This window comes from Azonexus sp. R2A61 (assembly GCF_021401135.1).
In the GTDB taxonomy this organism is placed as follows: Bacteria; Pseudomonadota; Gammaproteobacteria; order Burkholderiales; family Rhodocyclaceae; genus Azonexus.
This window is the reverse complement of record NZ_JACBFO010000006.1, coordinates 60556-77378: the sequence shown is the minus strand read 5'-3', so window position 1 is coordinate 77378 and position 16823 is coordinate 60556. Positions and strand designations below refer to the sequence as shown.

General features: G+C 64.6%; 14 protein-coding genes. 5 read left to right on the top strand and 9 right to left on the bottom strand.

Features of this window, described 5'->3' with window-relative positions; genetic code table 11:
* Positions 1–2 precede the first annotated feature (2 nt).
* Positions 3–797 (top strand): PP2C family serine/threonine-protein phosphatase, encoded by a 795-nt coding sequence (locus L0962_RS16895; protein ID WP_234087650.1) that lies wholly within the window; start codon positions 3–5, stop codon positions 795–797.
* 15 nt (positions 798–812) lie between these two features.
* Here L0962_RS16895 and L0962_RS16890 read toward each other — a convergent pair whose 3' ends face one another.
* From L0962_RS16890 to L0962_RS16870, 5 genes are all read right to left on the bottom strand, one after another.
* A complete protein-coding gene (locus tag L0962_RS16890) occupies positions 813–2183 on the bottom strand; it encodes a DEAD/DEAH box helicase (protein ID WP_234087772.1) in 1371 nt (456 codons plus the stop codon).
* A 154-nt stretch (positions 2184–2337) separates the two neighbouring features.
* Complete coding sequence (locus tag L0962_RS16885) at positions 2338–4443, bottom strand: ATP-binding protein (RefSeq protein WP_234087649.1); 2106 nt, start codon at positions 4441–4443, stop codon at positions 2338–2340.
* A 14-nt stretch (positions 4444–4457) separates the two neighbouring features.
* The gene (locus L0962_RS16880; RefSeq protein ID WP_234087648.1) at positions 4458–4814 is read right to left on the bottom strand and encodes a response regulator; all 357 of its coding nucleotides are present in this window, start codon (positions 4812–4814) and stop codon (positions 4458–4460) included.
* Complete coding sequence (locus L0962_RS16875; RefSeq protein ID WP_234087647.1) at positions 4807–7344, bottom strand: HAMP domain-containing sensor histidine kinase; 2538 nt, start codon at positions 7342–7344, stop codon at positions 4807–4809. The genes L0962_RS16880 and L0962_RS16875 overlap by 8 nt, the downstream gene beginning before the upstream one ends.
* Before the next feature lie 34 nt (positions 7345–7378).
* Complete coding sequence (locus tag L0962_RS16870) at positions 7379–7813, bottom strand: hypothetical protein (RefSeq protein WP_234087646.1); 435 nt, start codon at positions 7811–7813, stop codon at positions 7379–7381.
* Between the two features lie 98 nt (positions 7814–7911).
* Between L0962_RS16870 and L0962_RS16865 the strand changes: the two genes are divergently transcribed.
* The 4 genes from L0962_RS16865 (at position 7912) to L0962_RS16850 (ending at position 12772) form a co-directional block, all read left to right on the top strand.
* Positions 7912–9213, top strand: a complete 1302-nt coding sequence (locus L0962_RS16865) for an extracellular solute-binding protein (protein ID WP_234087645.1) — start codon at positions 7912–7914, stop codon at positions 9211–9213.
* Positions 9214–9392: 179 nt separating this feature from the next.
* Positions 9393–9752, top strand: coding sequence for a hypothetical protein (locus L0962_RS16860; protein ID WP_234087643.1), 360 nt, complete (start codon positions 9393–9395; stop codon positions 9750–9752).
* Between the two features lie 99 nt (positions 9753–9851).
* Complete coding sequence (gene alaS, locus L0962_RS16855) at positions 9852–12473, top strand: alanine--tRNA ligase (protein WP_234087641.1); 2622 nt, start codon at positions 9852–9854, stop codon at positions 12471–12473.
* Positions 12470–12772 carry a hypothetical protein gene (locus tag L0962_RS16850; RefSeq protein ID WP_234087640.1) on the top strand — a complete coding sequence of 101 codons (303 nt, stop codon included), beginning with the start codon at positions 12470–12472 and terminating at the stop codon, positions 12770–12772. The genes alaS and L0962_RS16850 overlap by 4 nt, the downstream gene beginning before the upstream one ends.
* Here L0962_RS16850 and L0962_RS16845 read toward each other — a convergent pair whose 3' ends face one another.
* From L0962_RS16845 to L0962_RS16830, 4 genes are all read right to left on the bottom strand, one after another.
* Positions 12773–13111 (bottom strand): hypothetical protein, encoded by a 339-nt coding sequence (locus tag L0962_RS16845; protein ID WP_234087639.1) that lies wholly within the window; start codon positions 13109–13111, stop codon positions 12773–12775.
* A gap of 103 nt (positions 13112–13214) precedes the next feature.
* The gene (locus L0962_RS16840; protein ID WP_234087638.1) at positions 13215–14462 is read right to left on the bottom strand and encodes an EAL domain-containing protein; all 1248 of its coding nucleotides are present in this window, start codon (positions 14460–14462) and stop codon (positions 13215–13217) included.
* A gap of 9 nt (positions 14463–14471) precedes the next feature.
* The gene (locus tag L0962_RS16835; protein WP_234087637.1) at positions 14472–15848 is read right to left on the bottom strand and encodes a phosphomannomutase/phosphoglucomutase; all 1377 of its coding nucleotides are present in this window, start codon (positions 15846–15848) and stop codon (positions 14472–14474) included.
* Between the two features lie 9 nt (positions 15849–15857).
* Positions 15858–16823 (bottom strand): YheT family hydrolase, encoded by a 966-nt coding sequence (locus L0962_RS16830; RefSeq protein ID WP_234087636.1) that lies wholly within the window; start codon positions 16821–16823, stop codon positions 15858–15860.

The following is a 16823-nucleotide window of genomic DNA, read 5'->3' as shown; positions in this document are numbered from 1 at the left end:
GAATGGCTTTAGCCGTCGACGCGTGCGTCGCCCAGCATCAAGGCGATCGCCGCGAACAACAGGATCGGGTCGCCATCCTGCCGCATCCCCGCAAGAAGGGCGTTGCGCTGGCGGTCGTCGCCGACGGTATGGGCGGTCATACCGGCGGCGCGCTGGCGGCCGAGCAGGTGCTGCACACGGCCAAGACCAATTTCGAGCATTTCGCGCCCGGCGACGAAAGCGGCCGCTGGCTGCTGGAAAACAGCATGCGCGAGGCGCATACGATGATCAAGGCTTCGCGGTTCATGAACGAAATGGATCCGCACAGCACCGGCGTCATGCTGCTGCTGCAGCCGGGCCTGGCCAGCTGGGGGCATTGTGGCGACAGCCGGCTCTATCATTTCCGCAATGGCACGCCGGTGACGCATACGGTCGACCACTCGCTGGTCGAACATTTGCTGGCCAGCGGCAAGATCACTGCGGCGCAGGCCGCGGTGCATCCGCATCGCAATGTGTTGCTGACTTCGCTCGGTGGCCAGGACGAGCCGCGTTTCGATTTTGCCGAAACCCGGCTGGCCGCGGGCGACAGCTTTGTGCTTTGCTCCGACGGGGTCTGGGCCTATTTCGAGGATGCCGAGATGGGCGCCATCGTGGCCGGCAATTCGGCGCGTCTTGCCTGTCAGAAGCTCATCGAACTGGCGCGTGCCCGGGCGGGGGGCAGTGGCGACAATCTGTCGCTGGCCATCGTGCGGCTGGTCGAAATCGAGGTGCCCAAGCCAAAACCGCCGGCCGGCTTCGTGCCGCGGTCGACACGCTGAGCCGGCGAAAAAACCTCAGTCCTTGCGGCCCAGTCCGCCCAGCAGCGCGGCGACGATACGTTTCGGCTTGTGCGGATCCGGCTTGACGCCGGGCATCGGCGAATCCGGTACCTCGCCGCGCGGCGAGTCGACGGCTTCGTAAGGCTTGCTGAAATCGAATCCGTCGGCGGCAATCATCGGATTGCGCTTGGGCCGGCGGTCGTGGCGTTCCTGACGTTCCGGCTTGTGCGCCAGCGGCGCCTTGGCCGGCGCGGCCGGGCGTTTCTTCTTGTTGCCCGGCGGGTATTCGTATTCGGGTTCCGGTTCGAAACCGGCCACCTCGACCTGTTCGATCGGGCGCTTGATCAGCTTCTCGATATCGACCAGATAGCCGACTTCGTGCGCACTGACCAGCGAGATGGCGTTGCCCGACTTGCCGGCCCGGCCGGTGCGGCCGATGCGGTGCACGTAGTCTTCCGGCGTATGCGGCAGTTCGTAGTTGATGACGTAGGGCAGGTCGTCCACGTCGAGGCCGCGGGCGGCGACATCGGTGGCGATCAGGGCGTCGGTTTCGCCGCCTTTGAAGGATTCCAGTGCCTTGATACGTTCCAGCTGGCTCTTGTCGCCGTGAATCGCGTCGGCCTTGATGCCGGCGCGCTGCAGTTCGCGGGTCAGGCGCGAGCAACCCTGCTTGGTGCGCATGAAGACGATGCACTGGCGGATGTCGCCGGATTTCAGCAGCTTGATCAGCAGGCCGCGCTTGCCGTATTCGGAAACCGGGTGCACGCGGTGCGTGATGGTCTCGGAAACCTGGTTGCGGCGGGCGACTTCGACCAGCACCGGCGACTGCAGCATGGTGTCGGCGAGCTTCTTGATCTCTTCCGAGAAGGTGGCCGAGAAGAGCAGGCTCTGCCGTTGCGCCGGCAGCATCTTGAGGATGCGGGTGACGTCGGGGATGAAGCCCATGTCGAGCATGCGGTCGGCTTCGTCGAGGACCAGCGCCTGTACCGAGTTGAAGCTGACGCTCTTCGATTCGACATGGTCGAGCAGGCGTCCCGGCGTGGCGACGAGGATTTCGACGCCCTTCTTCAGTTCGGCGATCTGCGGCTTGATGTCGACGCCGCCGTAGGCGCACAGGGCGCGGATCGGCGTGTGCTTGCTGTAGGCCTTGACCGATTCGAACACCTGCATCGCCAGTTCGCGTGTCGGGGCCAGGATCAGGGCGCGTACCGGGTGCTTTGCCGGCGACGGGCTGCTGCTGGCGAAGGGCAGGATGCGCTGCAGAATGGGCAGCGTGAACGCGGCGGTCTTGCCGGTACCGGTCTGGGCGCCGCCCATGATGTCCTTGCCGCTGATGACGAGCGGGATCGCCTGGGCCTGGATCGGCGTCGGCTTGCTGTAGCCCATGTCGTTCAGGGCGCGTAGCAGTTCAGGCGCGAGGCCGAGGTCGGCAAAGGTGGTTTCGGGGGCGGCTTCGGCCGCCGGGGCGCCGATCGCGGGATCGGCTGCAGGGTTGATGTCGGACATGGGCCGGCATTATACCCCCTCGCCGGACTCCGGTTCAGCTTCTGCGATCCAGCCAGTGCAGCAGCGTGATGAACAGGCGATCCGGGTCGACCGGCTTGGCCAGGTGGTCGTCCATGCCGGCCAGCGCACAGCTGGCGCGCTCCTCGGGGCCGACGTTGGCCGTCATCGCGATGATCGGCACGCCGACGTTCGCCGGTTGGCGCCGGATGCTTCGGGCCGCTTCGGTGCCGTCGAGCCTGGGCATCTGGATGTCGAGCAGGATCAGGTCGTAGCGGTTGTCGGCGGCCAGTTCGACGGCTTCGAGCCCATCGTTGGCGGTGGTCACGATCAGGCCGGCGCTTTCCAGCAGTTCGAGGGCGACTTCGCGGTTGATCGGGTTGTCTTCGGCCAGCAGCAGCGATTTGCCGCGGTGTCGTGCCAGGATGAGCCGCTCCGCCTCGAGCCCGTTTTCCGGCGTGGCGGTCATTTCCTTGCTGTCGGCCGCCGGCAGCACGGTGGAGAAGTGGAAGCGGCTGCCCTGACCGGGAGCGCTGTCCACGCTCATGTCGCCGCCCATCAGTTCGACCAGGCGTCGGCTGATGGCCAGGCCGAGACCGGTGCCGCCGAAGCGCCGGGTGGTCGAATTGTCGGCCTGTTCGAAAGGTTCGAAGATGCGCGTCAGCTGTTCCTCGGTCATGCCGATGCCGGTGTCGCTGACCGAAAAACGGTAGCGGTCCTCGCCGAGTGCTTCGGCGCCGACGGCGATGCGGCCGCGTTCGGTGAACTTGAGTGCATTGCCGACCAGGTTGTACAGCACCTGCATCAGGCGCATTGCATCGCCGTGCAGGAACTCGGGCAGGCGCGACAGGTCGATGCTCAGCTCGACGCCCTTCTGCCTGGCCTGTTCCCCGAACATCGAAGACAGCCCGCCGGAAATCTTGTCGCGCGGGAAGTCGACCGCAGAAAGCTGGACTTTTTCCGCTTCCATCTTCGAGTAGTCGAGGATGTCGTTCAGAATGCCCGACAGGTGTTCCGCCGCGGCGGTGATCTTGTCCAGGCGCTCGGCCTGTTCCGGTCGCGGCAGGTCGCGGCGCAGCAGATGGGTCAGGCCGATGATCGCATTCATCGGCGTGCGGATTTCGTGGCTCATGTTGGCGATGAAAGCGCTTTTTGCCCGGCTGGCGCCTTCGGCAATCTCCTTGGCCTGCCGGAGCTCGCCGGTGCGTTGGGCGACCGTGGCCTCGAGTTCGTCGCGATGGCCGGCCAGGTCGTCGGCCAGGCGCGTGCGGTCGAGCAGTGCGCGCATCAGGGCCAGCGTCAGCCCGGCGAGCAACAGGCCGACCAGCCATCCGCCGAGGCGGGCGGCGAGATGGCGCTCGGTGGTCGGCTGGTTGGTGGCGACGGTCATTTCCCAGCTTCCTCCCGGGATGCCGATCGACAGCCGGGGGGTGTCCGCAGAGAACAGTTCTCCGTCGCCGAAGAAGACTTCGCCGTCGGCGCCGTGGCCGTCGCCGTCGCGCCCGCGCAATGCCATGCGGACATCCTTGTCGACCAGCAACGGCGTGATGGCGCTCATCAGCTTGTCGTAATCGATCACCGTGCTGATCAGGCCCCAGTAGGCGCCGTCGATGAAGATCGGGGTACGGTAGATCAGCCCGGTACCGCCCTGCAGCAGGTTGACCGGGCCGGCCAGGCGCCCCTTGCCCTCCTCGATGACCTGCCGTACTGCGGGCCACTGGGTCGGAATCTGTGCGTAATCGACGCCGATGGCCTTTTCGTTTCCTGCCTTGGGGAAGACGTACTGCAAGCGGTTGTCCGGGGCGATGCCGAGGTTGCGGAAATAGCGGCCGCGCTGGTAAAGCAGGTGCAGCATGGCTTCGATTTCATGCGCGTTAACCTGGCCCCGGCGGGCGACGACGTAGGACTCGATCCCGTTGGCCAGGAAGGCGGTGGCGTTCAGCTCGGATTCGAGTACGGCGCGAATGGCGGTCGCCTTGCGCAGGGTTTCCTGGCGAAGCTCGCTCTGCGTACGGCGGTCCAGTTCGTGCACCGCGAACTCGGTGGCGGCGCCAATGATCAGCAGGACCAGCAGCGGTAGCGCAAAAAGGCCAATGGCCAGGCGGCCGGCGTGGCGTCGGAAAGGCTTGCGGGGAATCGGCATCGGGTGGCCGCCGTTCAGGCGGGCAGGACTTCCTGGAGCTGCTGCCGGCTGATCGGTTTGACCAGGATGTCGTCGAAACCGGCGCTCAGGAAGCGCTGCCGTTCTTCGGGAAAGGCATGGGCGGTGTAGGCGACGATGCGTGCGTCGGCCCCCAGGCGGGCGCGCAGTTCGGGGTAGATGTCCTCGCCCGAGGCGCCGGGCATGCTGATGTCGAGCAGGACGAAGCGGAACGGCCGGGTCGCCGCCAGGGCCAGGGCCTGTTCCCCGGTTTCGGCCTCGCTCGCCGTCCAGCCCAGTTTTCCGAGCAATGCGGTTGCCAGAATGCGATTGGTCGGATGGTCGTCGACAACCAGGGCCAGGCAATCATTCATGGGCTTGCTCCACGGGCAGGAATACGGTGAATGTCGCGCCGGCGCCGGGGGTGGAATCCAGCGTCACGCGACCGCCCATATTCTCCGCCAATTGCCGGACCAGCGACAGCCCCAGGCCGGTGCCGCCGTGTTCGCGGGTCAGGAAATGCTCCAGTTGCTTGAATTTTTCGAACACCGTTTCATGGAACTCCGGCGCGATGCCCGGGCCGGTGTCGCGTACGGCAAAGGCGATCATGTCGTCGACCGGGAAGGCCTTGAGTTCGATTTCGCCGGCAATCGTGAACTTGATCGCGTTGCTCAGCAGATTGTTCAGGATCTGGCGCAGACGTGTCGGATCGGTATGGAGCGTCGTCGGCAGTGCATCGTCGAGGAGCAGGCGCAGCGGCAGTCCCTTGGCTTCGGCGGCGCTGCGATAGACGGCGGATGTTTCATCGAGGAAGCTGCGCAGGTCCACGTCGATGCGGTTGTAGGTCATCTCACCGGCTTCGATCTTGGTCAGATCGAGAATCTCGCTGACCAGGTTCAGCAGGTGTTCGCCACTCTGCTGGATGATGCGGGCGTATTCCTGATGGCTCGGATCGGTGAGATCGGACTTGAGCAGTTCGGAAAAGCCCAGGATGCCGTTCAGCGGCGTCCGCAATTCGTGCGATACGGTCGCCAGGAAGGCGGATTTTGCATGGCTGGCCTGCTCGGCCTTTTCGCGGGCTTCGTCGAGCCGCTTGAACGATTCCTCGACCGAGTCGGCCATGGCATTGAAGGAGCGTGTCAGTTCACCCATCTCGTCTCGCGATGTGACCTCGAGGCGGTGATCCAGCCGGCCTTCGCGGAATTTCCGGATGCCGCCGATCATCGAGGTGATGCGGCCGGTCAGCAGGTTGGCCATCCAGATCGCGATGCCGATGACGACGGCGATCATCAGCAGCGTCGAGGTCCACAGGCCGACGGCTGTCGTCGTCAGGCTCTGTTCGATGCCGTCGAGCAGGTCCTGGCGCTGCGCCTTGAACTCGAGATCCTTGAGGGCGATCAGGCGGTTGATCTTGGTGGCGGTGTCGGTGGCCGCTTTGTGAAAGTCGTCCACGTTGGCGCCGATCGTCACGAAGCCGAAGCCCTGTGGCGTGGCGCCGTACTGTCCGGTGTGATAGGGGATGGCTGCGGCCGTGGTGAGTTTCCAGAGACCGGAAAAGAAGATCACGAAGGAACCGGAGCCGCCGTGCTCGGTGACCGCATTCCAGCCGTCGCACTGCGGCGAGAAATTCAGGTAGCGGCAATCCAGTCCCAGCGTGCCGGCCTTGATCAGTTCCTTGGCCGGCTTGCGTGCCAGCTTCTGGTCGCGGAACGGCGGAACGGTGGCCAGGAATTCGTGGGAAGGCTTGCCGCTGGCCTGCCATTCCGCGTAAAGCTCGGTGTCCATCCACGGGGTGGCGGGGTGGCCGGTCGCCGGGTCGTAGCCGACGATCATGTAGTCGCGCGGGTGCGAGATCGAGCGGCTCTTGTAATCCCAGAGGAAGGCATAGTTGCCATTGATCGCATCGGCGATCGGCGTGTAGCGATCCTCGGTGGGCATCAGGCGGTCGGAAAACTGGCGGATGTGGTCGTGGTCGAGGGCCAGTGTCACGTAGCCGGTGATCCGGCCATTGGCGACGACCGGCGTCGCCCAGCGGACGATGCCGCGAAAATGCCTGCCGACCGGGTTTTCGGTGCCGGCATAGGCCGATTGCTCGGGATGGAAGGGTTTGCCGGCCTTTTCCAGCGCGGTCGGCAGATAGGGGCCGATGACATCGGTCGGGACATAGGCGCCGATCACGTCGGAGACATAGATTTCGCCGGGTTTGAGTTTTTTCAGTTCGGTGAAGTAGGTTTCGGCGCGGACGAAGGTGTTGTTGCGGTCGACGACGTTTTTCAGCGATTTTTGCGTCAGGTCGCCGGTGGTCACCTTGATCTTTTCGTTGCCGTCGAGGTCGACGTAGGTCATTTCGACGAATAGCGGACGCATCGACTTTTCGCCGAGGTATTCGGGCGGCCGGGCATGAAAGTCCTTGGCGTTGTCCGGCAGGATCGGGCGGGTGACCAGGGCTTCTTCGGCGTGTTCCTTTTCCGGCTCCCAGGATTTTCCATCCTCGGCCAGGCGCCAGGTGCCGTGCTGGAAGAGCGCGCGTTTGCGCTCGCTCAGGAAACGCCGGTAAGCGCCTTCGCTGGGCTCGACATGGCTGGCCTGCAGGATGTCGGCGTCCCGGTCGTAGAGAAAGTCGGCGATCTTGCGCGCGGTGTCGGTGGTCAGCGCCTCGATGGCCTCGCGCGAACGCAGGTCCAATGCGCGGATCGAGTCGTCGGTAACGGTCTTGCCGATGGACTGGATGGTCTCGAGCGTGGCATCGGCCATGCCACCGGCCTTGTCCGAGACGTCGTCGCCGAGGCTTTGCGCGGCATGCCAGGCGAACCATGCCAGCAGCAATAGCGGGACGACCTTGATCAGGACGAAGATCAGGATCAGCTTGCCGCGAATCCCGTCGAGGAACGGAGGGCGTTTCATCGTGGGGAGGTTCGTCTGCGCTGATCCGTGGCGGTCAATGCTTGGCCGCCGGCTCGGCCGGTTTTTCGGCGCTTTCCTCGCGCTGTCCGGCCGGCTTTTCCTGGTCAGGTTTGCCTTCCGTTTCGCTTTCGCTTGGCGGTGCGACCTTTTTCTTCTTGCCGCGGACCGAACTGGGCGGTTCCGGGGGCGGCAGTTGCGGGACGATCGTTTCGATCTTGTTGTCGCGCATGTATTCGTCCATCTCGCGCCAGCCGGCGAAGATGCTCGCCTTGGGCAGCCAGCTGTAGATCGAATAACAATCCTCGATGGCCCGGCCGGACTGGCGGCAGGCACTGCCGACGGCCTTGCCTTCGTCTTCCTGCTTGGCTTCCTTGGCCGCCGGGTTTTCCAGCCCCAGTCGGGCCGTGACCTGGTCACAGCCGGCGAGCGTGGCAAGGGCGAGAAGGGCGATCGGTAGGCGCTTGATCATGATGGTGGCGATTCTGCCATATTTGAAACATGGCTGTCGAAATTCGCGTCGGCCGCCAAGCGTATAATCCGCGCTTTCTCATCGCCGTGAAGTCGCAAATGTACCGATTCCGTCCTTTCCTCGTGGCCGCCTGCGTCAGTGTGGCCTTCTCGTCGACGGCCGCGCTGGCGGCCAAGGCTCCGGCCAAGGCATCGCCCAAGAAGGAAAGCGTTGCTGCAACCGTCGAGCCGACCCTGGCCCATAACCTGAGTCCGGCCAACGAAGCCAGGCTGCAGGCGATGGTCGAGCGTTACCAGCGGGATACCGGCAGCGCCATCAAGCTGGTGCGCCTTGAAAAAGGGGCTGCGCCGGCCACCCTGAACCTGTTCAGCCGTTATGAGACGAGCGATGTGCTCAGTCAGGGCAAGAGCTTCGTGCCGCTCCATGCGATGATGCAGAAGGCCGGTTCGCCGCTCAAGCTGAACCTGGCGCCGCAACTGAAAGCGGGTGTCATCGATGGTCGCGGTCGTCTGGTTGCCCTGCCGGTGCTTTATTCGACGCCGGTGCTCTTCTACAACCGCAATGCTTTCCGCAAGGCTGGCCTGGATCCGGAAAAGGCGCCGAAGACCTGGTTCGAGATGCAGGGCATGCTCGACAAGTTGCAGGATGCCGGTTATGCCTGCCCCTACACCTCGTCGTGGCCGGTCTGGGTGCACATCGACAACGTCAGTGCGATTTCCGGCGTGCCGGCCACCGACGCCAAGGGCGGCTTGATCTTCAATGCGCTGCCGCAGGTCAAGCATGTCGCGATGATGGCAACGTGGGCCAAGGCCAACTATTTCAAGCTCTACGGTCGACTGGGTGAAGCCAGCGAAAAGTTCCGCGCCGGCGAGTGCGCGATCATTTCGACCGATTCCCGCGAGTACGCCGATTTTGAAGATGCCAAGGGCGTTGAACTGGGCGTGGCCCCGTTGCCCTATCACGACGACGTCTACGGCGGTCGCAAGGGTTCGCTGGCCGACGGCCCGTCGCTGTGGGTCGGTGCCGGCAAGTCGGCCGCCGAATACAAGGCGGCTGCCAAGTTCGTCGATTTCCTGCTCAGCCCGGAAATCCAGATTGAACTGGTACGCACCTACGGTGGCCTGCCGCTGACCGACGCCGCGCGCGCGGCGGTTCGCAGCCGTTTGCTGAAGGACGGCAACCAGGCGCTGGAAGCCGCCTATCAGTCGCTGCAGGGCAACGGTTTCGCGCCGTCGCTGCGGGTGGCCGATGTCGATCGGGTTCGCCTGATCGCCGACGAGGAACTGGAGGCTGTCTGGGGCGACAAGAAGCCGGCGAAGGCTGCGCTGGATACCGCCGTGACCCGGGGCAATGCCGTGCTGGCTGCCCAACCCCTGCTGAAGAAGTCGCAACCGTTCTGATCGTTGCGCAAGTCAGGGATTGAATGTCGGGCCGGGAGGTTTCCCGGCCCGAATTGTTTCCGGGGTGTTTCCGGCGGACATCTCCGCTTACAAAAGCTTGCATCCCGAGGGGTGATTTCGCTGGCCGGTCGCGCTTTAATCGCTTTCAGGCGATTTGCCAGCGATCCAGGAGACCGAAAATGTCCAGCAATACCGTGAAACACGCCGTCGCGCTTTCCCTTTCCCTGTTGATGCACGGCCTGGTCATGGCCCAGGAAACGCCGCGCGTCGATCAGCGCAGCATCCATCAGGAGCAACGTATCGAACAGGGCGTCGCTTCCGGCAGCTTGACCGCACCGGAAGCCAACCGCCTGGAGCGTGGTCAGCAGCATGTTGACAACATGGAAGCCCGGGCCAAGTCCGATGGCGTCGTTACCCGTCAGGAACGCCTCCGTCTGCACGAAGCGCAGAACGTCCAGAGCCGTCGTATCGACCGGCAGAAGCATGACCGCCAGCACGATTTCAACCATAACGGCCGGGTTGACCGCAGGCGCGGTTGAATTGGCGCACGGCCTCCGCGGCACAAACCCGCCTGATGGTGGGTTTTTCTTTTAAAATCACGGGTTCCGTATTCTTCGAGCCCGCCGGGCTGATCCTTCATGAAAAGCGCCGAAATCCGCCAGAAATTCCTCGACTTCTTCGCCGCCAAGGGCCACCAGATCGTCGCTTCGTCGTCTCTTGTGCCGCACGACGATCCGACGCTGCTGTTTACCAACGCCGGCATGAACCAGTTCAAGGACGTTTTCCTCGGCTTCGACAAGCGGCCCTACACGCGCGCCACCACCTCGCAGAAGTGCGTGCGCGCCGGCGGCAAGCACAACGACCTGGAAAATGTCGGCTATACGGCGCGCCACCACACCTTCTTCGAGATGCTGGGCAACTTCAGCTTCGGCGACTACTTCAAGCGCGACGCGATCACCTACGCCTGGGAACTGCTGACCGAGGTCTACAAGCTGCCCAAGGACAAGCTGATGGTCACGGTCTATGCCGAGGACGACGAGGCCTACGACATCTGGCACAAGGAAGTCGGCGTGCCTGCCGACAAGATCGTGCGCATCGGCGACAACAAGGGCGCCCGCTACGCTTCCGACAACTTCTGGATGATGGGCGACACCGGCCCCTGCGGCCCCTGCACCGAAATCTTCTACGACCACGGTCCGCAGCACTGGGGCGGCCCTCCGGGATCGCCGGAGGAAGACGGCGACCGCTTCATCGAAATCTGGAACAACGTCTTCATGCAGTTCAACCGCGATGAGGCCGGCGTGATGCATCCGCTGCCCAAGCCGTCCGTCGACACCGGCATGGGCCTGGAGCGCATCTCCGCCGTGCTGCAGGGCGTGCATGCCAACTACGAGATCGACCTGTTCCAGGTGCTGATCGCCGCTGCCGCCCGCGAAACCAGCGACGCCGACATGAACTCGCCGTCGCTCAAGGTGCTCGCCGACCACATCCGCGCCTGCGCCTTCCTGATCGCCGACGGCGTCATTCCCGGTAACGAAGGCCGCGGCTACGTGCTGCGCCGCATCATCCGCCGCGCCATCCGCCACGGCTACAAGCTCGGCGCCCGCGCTGCCTTCTTTCATCGCATCGTCCCCGACCTGGTCGGCGAGATGGGCGAAGCCTATCCGGAACTCAAGGAAAACCAGGCCAAGATCGTCGCCACGCTGAAGCAGGAAGAAGACCGCTTCTTTGCGACCATCGAGAACGGCATGGAAATCCTCGAAGGCGAACTGGCCGCGATGGCCGACAAGGGCGTCACGGTGTTCGACGGCGAAACCGCGTTCAAGCTGCACGACACCTACGGCTTCCCGCTCGACCTGACCGCCGACATCTGCCGCGAGCGCAACGTCACCGTCGACGCCGCCGCCTTCGACGCCGCGATGGCCCGCCAGAAGGAGCAGGCGCGTGCCGCCGGCAAGTTCAAGATGGCCGCCAACCTCGAATATGCCGGCGCCGAAACGACCTTCCACGGCTACGAATCGCTTGAAGCCAAGGGCAAGGTGCTGGCGCTGTACAAGGATGGCGCAGCGGTCGATGAACTGCACGAGGGCGACCTCGGTGTCGTCGTTCTCGACCACACCCCGTTCTACGCCGAATCCGGCGGCCAGTGCGGCGACCGCGGCGAGCTCAAGGGCGTCGGCGGCATCTTCGCGGTCGAGGACACGCTGAAGATCCAGGCTGCGGTGTTCGGCCACCACGGCATCCTCAAGACCGGCAAGCTGGCCGTCGGCCAGGAAGTGGCTGCCCGCGTCGATGCCGTCGCCCGCGCCGCCACTGCCCGCAACCATTCGGTCACCCACCTGATGCACAAGGCGCTGCGCGAAGTGCTCGGCGCCCACGTCCAGCAGAAGGGTTCGCAGGTCGATCCGGACAAGACCCGTTTCGATTTTGCCCATAATTCGCCGTTGACCGCGGAAGAGCTGCGCGAGGTCGAGGAAATCGTCAATGCCGAGATTCTTGCCAACGCCGCTACCGACAGCCGGGTGATGGGGCTCGAAGACGCCCAGAAGTCGGGCGCGATGATGCTCTTCGGCGAGAAGTACGGCGATGAAGTGCGCGTCGTCGCCATCGGTTCTTCCAAGGAACTGTGCGGCGGCACGCACGTGAGCCGCAGCGGCGATATCGGCCTGTTCAAGATCGTCTCGGAAGCCGGCGTCGCCGCCGGCGTGCGTCGCGTCGAGGCAATTACAGGTACCAACGCGCTGGCCTGGGTGCAGGAGCAGGCGACGCGCGTCGCCGGCATCTCGGCGCTGCTCAAGACGCAGCCGGACGACATCGCCGAGCGCATCGCCGGCATGCTCGACAACGTCCGTTCGCTGGAAAAGGAACTGGCCCGCCTGAAGTCCAAGCTGGCCGCCGCGCAGGGCGACGACCTGGCTGCCGGCGCGGTCGAGGTCAAGGGGGCGAAAGTCCTGGCGGCAACGCTGGAAGGCGCCGACGTGGCGACGCTGCGCGAGACCATGGACAAGCTCAAGGACAAGCTGAAGTCGGCGGCGATCCTGCTCGCTTCGGTGGCCGACGGCAAGGTGACGCTGATCGCCGGCGTCACCGCCGACCTGACCGCCAAGGTCAAGGCCGGCGAACTGGTCAACATGGTCGCCCAGCAGGTCGGTGGCAAGGGCGGCGGGCGTCCGGACATGGCGCAGGCCGGCGGCACGCAGCCGGAAAACCTGCCGGCGGCGCTGGCTTCGGTTCAGGCCTGGGTGGAGGGCAAGCTGTGAAACGCCTGCTGTTGATCGCTGCGCTGGCCGCCGCGCCGGCGCTGGCCGCCGATCTCGACCGCACGCCGCTGGATGCGACGACGCTCGACGGTCAGAAAGTGCGACTTTTCCCCAACGGCCGCTGGGAATACGTCGATGCCGCAAAAGCCGCCGAGGCGCAGAAGGTGGCGGCCGAATTCCCGGAAAACAAGACCCGGCCGGTCGAATCGCAAGGGCTGGTGATCGGCGGTTTCGGGCGCTACGTGATGCCGGGCGACAAGGATTACAACCGGGGTTCGCTCAACCCGAAAATGCGCTGATCAGCGCGGTCGACCGGGCGAATCGTCGCTTTCTCTGACGAATTCGCCCTCGATCACGGCGGGATCGGCTGCACTTGCCGGGCGGCCGGGGCTTTCCGCCGAGGGCTGCCCGCGCTCGCTTGCGGCGTCGCGCATCGCCTTGCGCAGTGCCCGCGTCTTCCACCAGAACCAGCCGGCCAGCGCCACCGCGATCACCGCTGCGATGGCCAGCGCGACGACCGAGAACATCACGCCGAGCACGAGCAGCGCAGCGCTGATCAGGAAGGCGATGATGCGTGCCGGCAACGATGCCTGACGGCCGTTCGGTTGCGGGTTGAAGCCGATGTAGTGTTCGTTCATGGCGCGATCTGTCGTTGGGGATAGTGCCCATTGTGCCGGATCGTCGGCGACATTCGGTATTCCGCCTGTCGCCGTCGTGTCTTGCTTTTGTAACTGCCGAAGGTCAGCCGGCGCGCTCCCGGCCGATCTGGCCGGCCCATTGCAGGGCGTCCGCCTGGGCGCGGTTGAGCGCCTTGGGGCCGATTCCCGGCAGCCTGTCCAGTACGTCGCTCAGTCCGGACAGGTCGCCATCCTCGCTGCTTTCGGCCAGTGCGAGCAGCGCCCCGAGTTCGCCGTCGCCGTTGCACAAGGCTTCTTTCAGGTCGTCGCCGATACCCAGGGGGGCAACGATTTCCTCGATCGGCAGCCCGACCAGTGCCGGCATCAAGGACATGATGCCGACCATGAAGGCCTGGTCGGAGAACGCATGGTCGCCGGCATGCAGCTCGCCGGCCAGCAATTCCATCAGCCGGCCACGGGTGGCGGCCAGCAGCAGCAGCGGACTGCCGGTGCCGTTCTGGTTGCCGGACGAGAAAACCAGCAGTTGCAGCCAGCGTTGCAACTGCCGGCGGCCGAGCACGGTGATGGCGTGGCCCAGCGAAGTGATCGTCTCGCTGGTGCCGGCGCCGACCGAATTGGTCATGCGCAGCAGGTTGACCGTAAGACCGGGCTCCGGCTTCAGTGCCTTCTCGATCTCGCCGGTGTCGGCATCCGATAGCAGCAGGCCCATCAGCTTCATCAGCGACATCTGGGAATGGTCGAGCTTCCTGCCGGCGATGATCGTCGGCTTGGCGAAGTAATAGCCCTGAAACAGCGAAAAACCGAGTTTCAGACACTGCTCCATCTGTTCCCGCGAATCGACCTTTTCGGCCAGCAGCAGTTTGCCGGTGGGTTTCAGTTTCATCGCCAGTTGCATCAGCTGGATGCGGCTGAGCGGCTGGATATCGACCTTGACCACGTCTACCTGGGCGAGCAGTTCGGCGTATTGCGGCTCGAGCTGGATCACATCGTCCAGCGCCAGCGTGAAGCCGGCGGCCTTGAGCGCCTTGCAGCGCTCGATGACGGCCGGCGTCGGCGGTACGGTTTCCAGGATTTCGAGAACGACCGACTGGCGTGGCAGCAATTCAAGCAGATCGCTGAACAGGAACTGCTCGTCGACATTGATGAAGCCACGGCAGTCGCCGAGCGCGGCTTCGACGCCGAGTTCGGCAAAGGCGTTGGCGATCACGGTCGCCGTCGCCTGCACGCCGTCGGTCACTTCCGCCGCGTTGGTGCTGCCGTTGCGGAAGAGAAGTTCATAAGCATAAAGCCGCTGATCGCGATCGAGGATGGGTTGGCGTCCCAGATATAGCTGATCGGCGGCGTTGCTCACGATTTCTCCTTAAAAAGGCAACTGTATCCCCGGCCACACTGAGTTCAGGGCCGAACGGAAACCGGCCTGGATGCGCGTCAGGGCTTCGGCGTTGTCCGCCTCGAAACGCAGTACCACGACCGGCGTCGTATTCGACGGCCGGGCCAGGCCGAAACCGTCTTTATATTCTACGCGCACGCCGTCGATGGTAATGATTTGTTCCGCGCCGTCGAAGCGGCCTTCGGCCTTTAGTTTGTCGATCAGCGCGAAGGGTTCTCCCTCGGCCATCTTGATGTTGAGTTCCGGGGTCGACGGCGAGTTCGGCAGGGTTTTCAGCGGCGCATTGACGTCGGCCGAGCGGCTGAGAATCTCCAGCAGGCGGGCGCCGGTGTACAGACCGTCGTCGAAGCCGTACCAGCGTTCCTTGAAGAAGGTGTGGCCGGACATCTCGCCCGCCAGCGGCGCACCGGTTTCCTTCAGCTTGGCCTTGACCAGCGCGTGGCCGGTGTTCCACATCAGCGGTACGCCGCCGTGCTGCGTGATCCACGGCCCCAGCAGACGCGTGCATTTGACGTCGTAGATGATGGTGCCGCCGGGGACGCGCGACAGCACGTCGGCGGCGAACAGCATCAACTGGCGGTCGGGGTAGATGATCTCGCCGTCCTTGGTGACGACGCCGAGGCGGTCGCCGTCGCCGTCGAAGGCGATGCCGATTTCGGCGTCGCTGTCCTTGAGCGCCTGGACGACGTCGGCGAGGTTTTCCGGCTTCGACGGGTCCGGGTGATGGTTCGGGAAGTTGCCGTCGACGTCGCAGTACAGCGGCAGGATCTCGCAGCCCAGACGCTTGAAGAGTTCGGGGGCGATCGCACCGGCGACGCCGTTGCCGCAATCCATGACGATCTTCAGCGGGCGGGCCAGCTTGACGTCGCCGACGATCTTGTCGACGTAGGCGTCGAGCACGTCGGCGCTGCGCTTCTGGCCATTGCCGGTTTTCAGGTTGCCGGCTTCGATGCGCTTCTTCAGGTCCTGAATCGCGTCGAGGGCCAGCGTGGTGCCGCCGATCACCATCTTCAGGCCGTTGTAGTCGGGCGGGTTGTGGCTGCCGGTGACCGAGACGCAGGAGTGGCAGCCGAGTTCGTAGGCGGCAAAGTAGGTGACCGGCGTCGGCACGCAACCGACGTCGATGGCGTCACAGCCGGTGGACACGATGCCGTCCATCAGCGCACCGGCCAGCTCCGGGCCGGACAGGCGACCATCGCGGCCGACGGCGATCGCCGTCTGGCCCTGTTCCAGCGCCAGCGAACCGAGCGCCTGGCCGACCTGCCGGACGACATCGGCGGTCAGCGATTTGTTGACGATCCCACGAATGTCGTAGGCCTTGAAGATTTCTGCGGGGAGTTGGCTCATGATGGGGGCTTATGACGTTTCAAATCTGAAGAAGTGTAAAAGCCTTTGGGGGAGCCAGTCCAGTGTTCCCGGCAGCGAACCGCCGACGAAACCGACGTGGCCGCCGCCGGCCGGTTGCTCCAGGCGGACGCTGGCCGCCACCTGGCTGGCATCCGGCAGATGGCTGGCCGGCAAAAACGGGTCGTTTTTCGGGTTGACCGCAAGCGCCGGTACGGCGACGGATTTCAGCCAGGCCTTGGCTGAACTTTGCTGCCAGTAGTCGTCGGCGCCGGCGAAACCGTGGATCGGCCCGGTCACCGCATCGTCGAAATCCCACAAGGTACGCGCCTGGCGCATCCGGCTTTCGTCGAACAGGCCGGGAAAGCGTTGCAGCCGCTCGCCGGCGCCGCGTTTCAGGGTGTTCAGGAAATGTTGCGTGTAGATGCGATTGAAGCCGCGTGCCAGGTGATGGCCGCAGGCGGCCAGATCGAGCGGAGCGCAGAAGGCGGCGACGCCGCTGACCACATTGGCTGCCGCCGCGCCTTGTTCACCGGCCCATTTGAGCAGCGCATTACCGCCGAGCGAGACACCGGCAGCGTGTATCCGGCCACCGGCGACATTGTCCCGGGTGCGCCGCAGAATCCAGTCGATTTCCGCACTGTCGCCGGAATGGTAGGCGCGCGGCCGACGGTTCAGTTCGCCGGAGCAGCCGCGGAAATGCGGCAGCAGCAGGCGCCAGCCGAGGGCTTGGCAAGCGAGCGCGACGGAGATCGCGTAATGGCTGCGCGACGAGCCTTCCAGGCCGTGGAAAAGTACCAGGGTCGGGGCGTCGACCGTAGCATCGACGAAGTCGACATCGATGAAATCGTCGTCCGGCGTCGTCCAGCGCTCGCGGCGCAGCGGCAGCGGCCGAGGCTTGATCAGCAGCGGCCACAGCGTCTGCGCGTGGCCGCCGGGCAACCAGCCGGGGGCGCGATAGTCCGGCGGCGGCTGCAT

What these genes read in the sequence shown, in the direction of transcription:
- L0962_RS16895 (WP_234087650.1), top strand. Translation starts at nt 3, where the DNA reads ATGGCTTTAGCCGTCGACGCGTGCGTCGCCCAGCATCAAGGCGATCGC.
- L0962_RS16890 (WP_234087772.1), bottom strand. Translation starts at nt 2,183, where the DNA reads ATGGGCTACAGCAAGCCGACGCCGATCCAGGCCCAGGCGATCCCGCTC.
- L0962_RS16885 (WP_234087649.1), bottom strand. Translation starts at nt 4,443, where the DNA reads ATGCCGATTCCCCGCAAGCCTTTCCGACGCCACGCCGGCCGCCTGGCC.
- L0962_RS16880 (WP_234087648.1), bottom strand. Translation starts at nt 4,814, where the DNA reads ATGAATGATTGCCTGGCCCTGGTTGTCGACGACCATCCGACCAATCGC.
- L0962_RS16875 (WP_234087647.1), bottom strand. Translation starts at nt 7,344, where the DNA reads ATGAAACGCCCTCCGTTCCTCGACGGGATTCGCGGCAAGCTGATCCTG.
- L0962_RS16870 (WP_234087646.1), bottom strand. Translation starts at nt 7,813, where the DNA reads ATGATCAAGCGCCTACCGATCGCCCTTCTCGCCCTTGCCACGCTCGCC.
- L0962_RS16865 (WP_234087645.1), top strand. Translation starts at nt 7,912, where the DNA reads ATGTACCGATTCCGTCCTTTCCTCGTGGCCGCCTGCGTCAGTGTGGCC.
- L0962_RS16860 (WP_234087643.1), top strand. Translation starts at nt 9,393, where the DNA reads ATGTCCAGCAATACCGTGAAACACGCCGTCGCGCTTTCCCTTTCCCTG.
- alaS (WP_234087641.1), top strand. Translation starts at nt 9,852, where the DNA reads ATGAAAAGCGCCGAAATCCGCCAGAAATTCCTCGACTTCTTCGCCGCC.
- L0962_RS16845 (WP_234087639.1), bottom strand. Translation starts at nt 13,111, where the DNA reads ATGAACGAACACTACATCGGCTTCAACCCGCAACCGAACGGCCGTCAG.
- L0962_RS16835 (WP_234087637.1), bottom strand. Translation starts at nt 15,848, where the DNA reads ATGAGCCAACTCCCCGCAGAAATCTTCAAGGCCTACGACATTCGTGGG.
- L0962_RS16830 (WP_234087636.1), bottom strand. Translation starts at nt 16,823, where the DNA reads ATGCAGCCGCCGCCGGACTATCGCGCCCCCGGCTGGTTGCCCGGCGGC.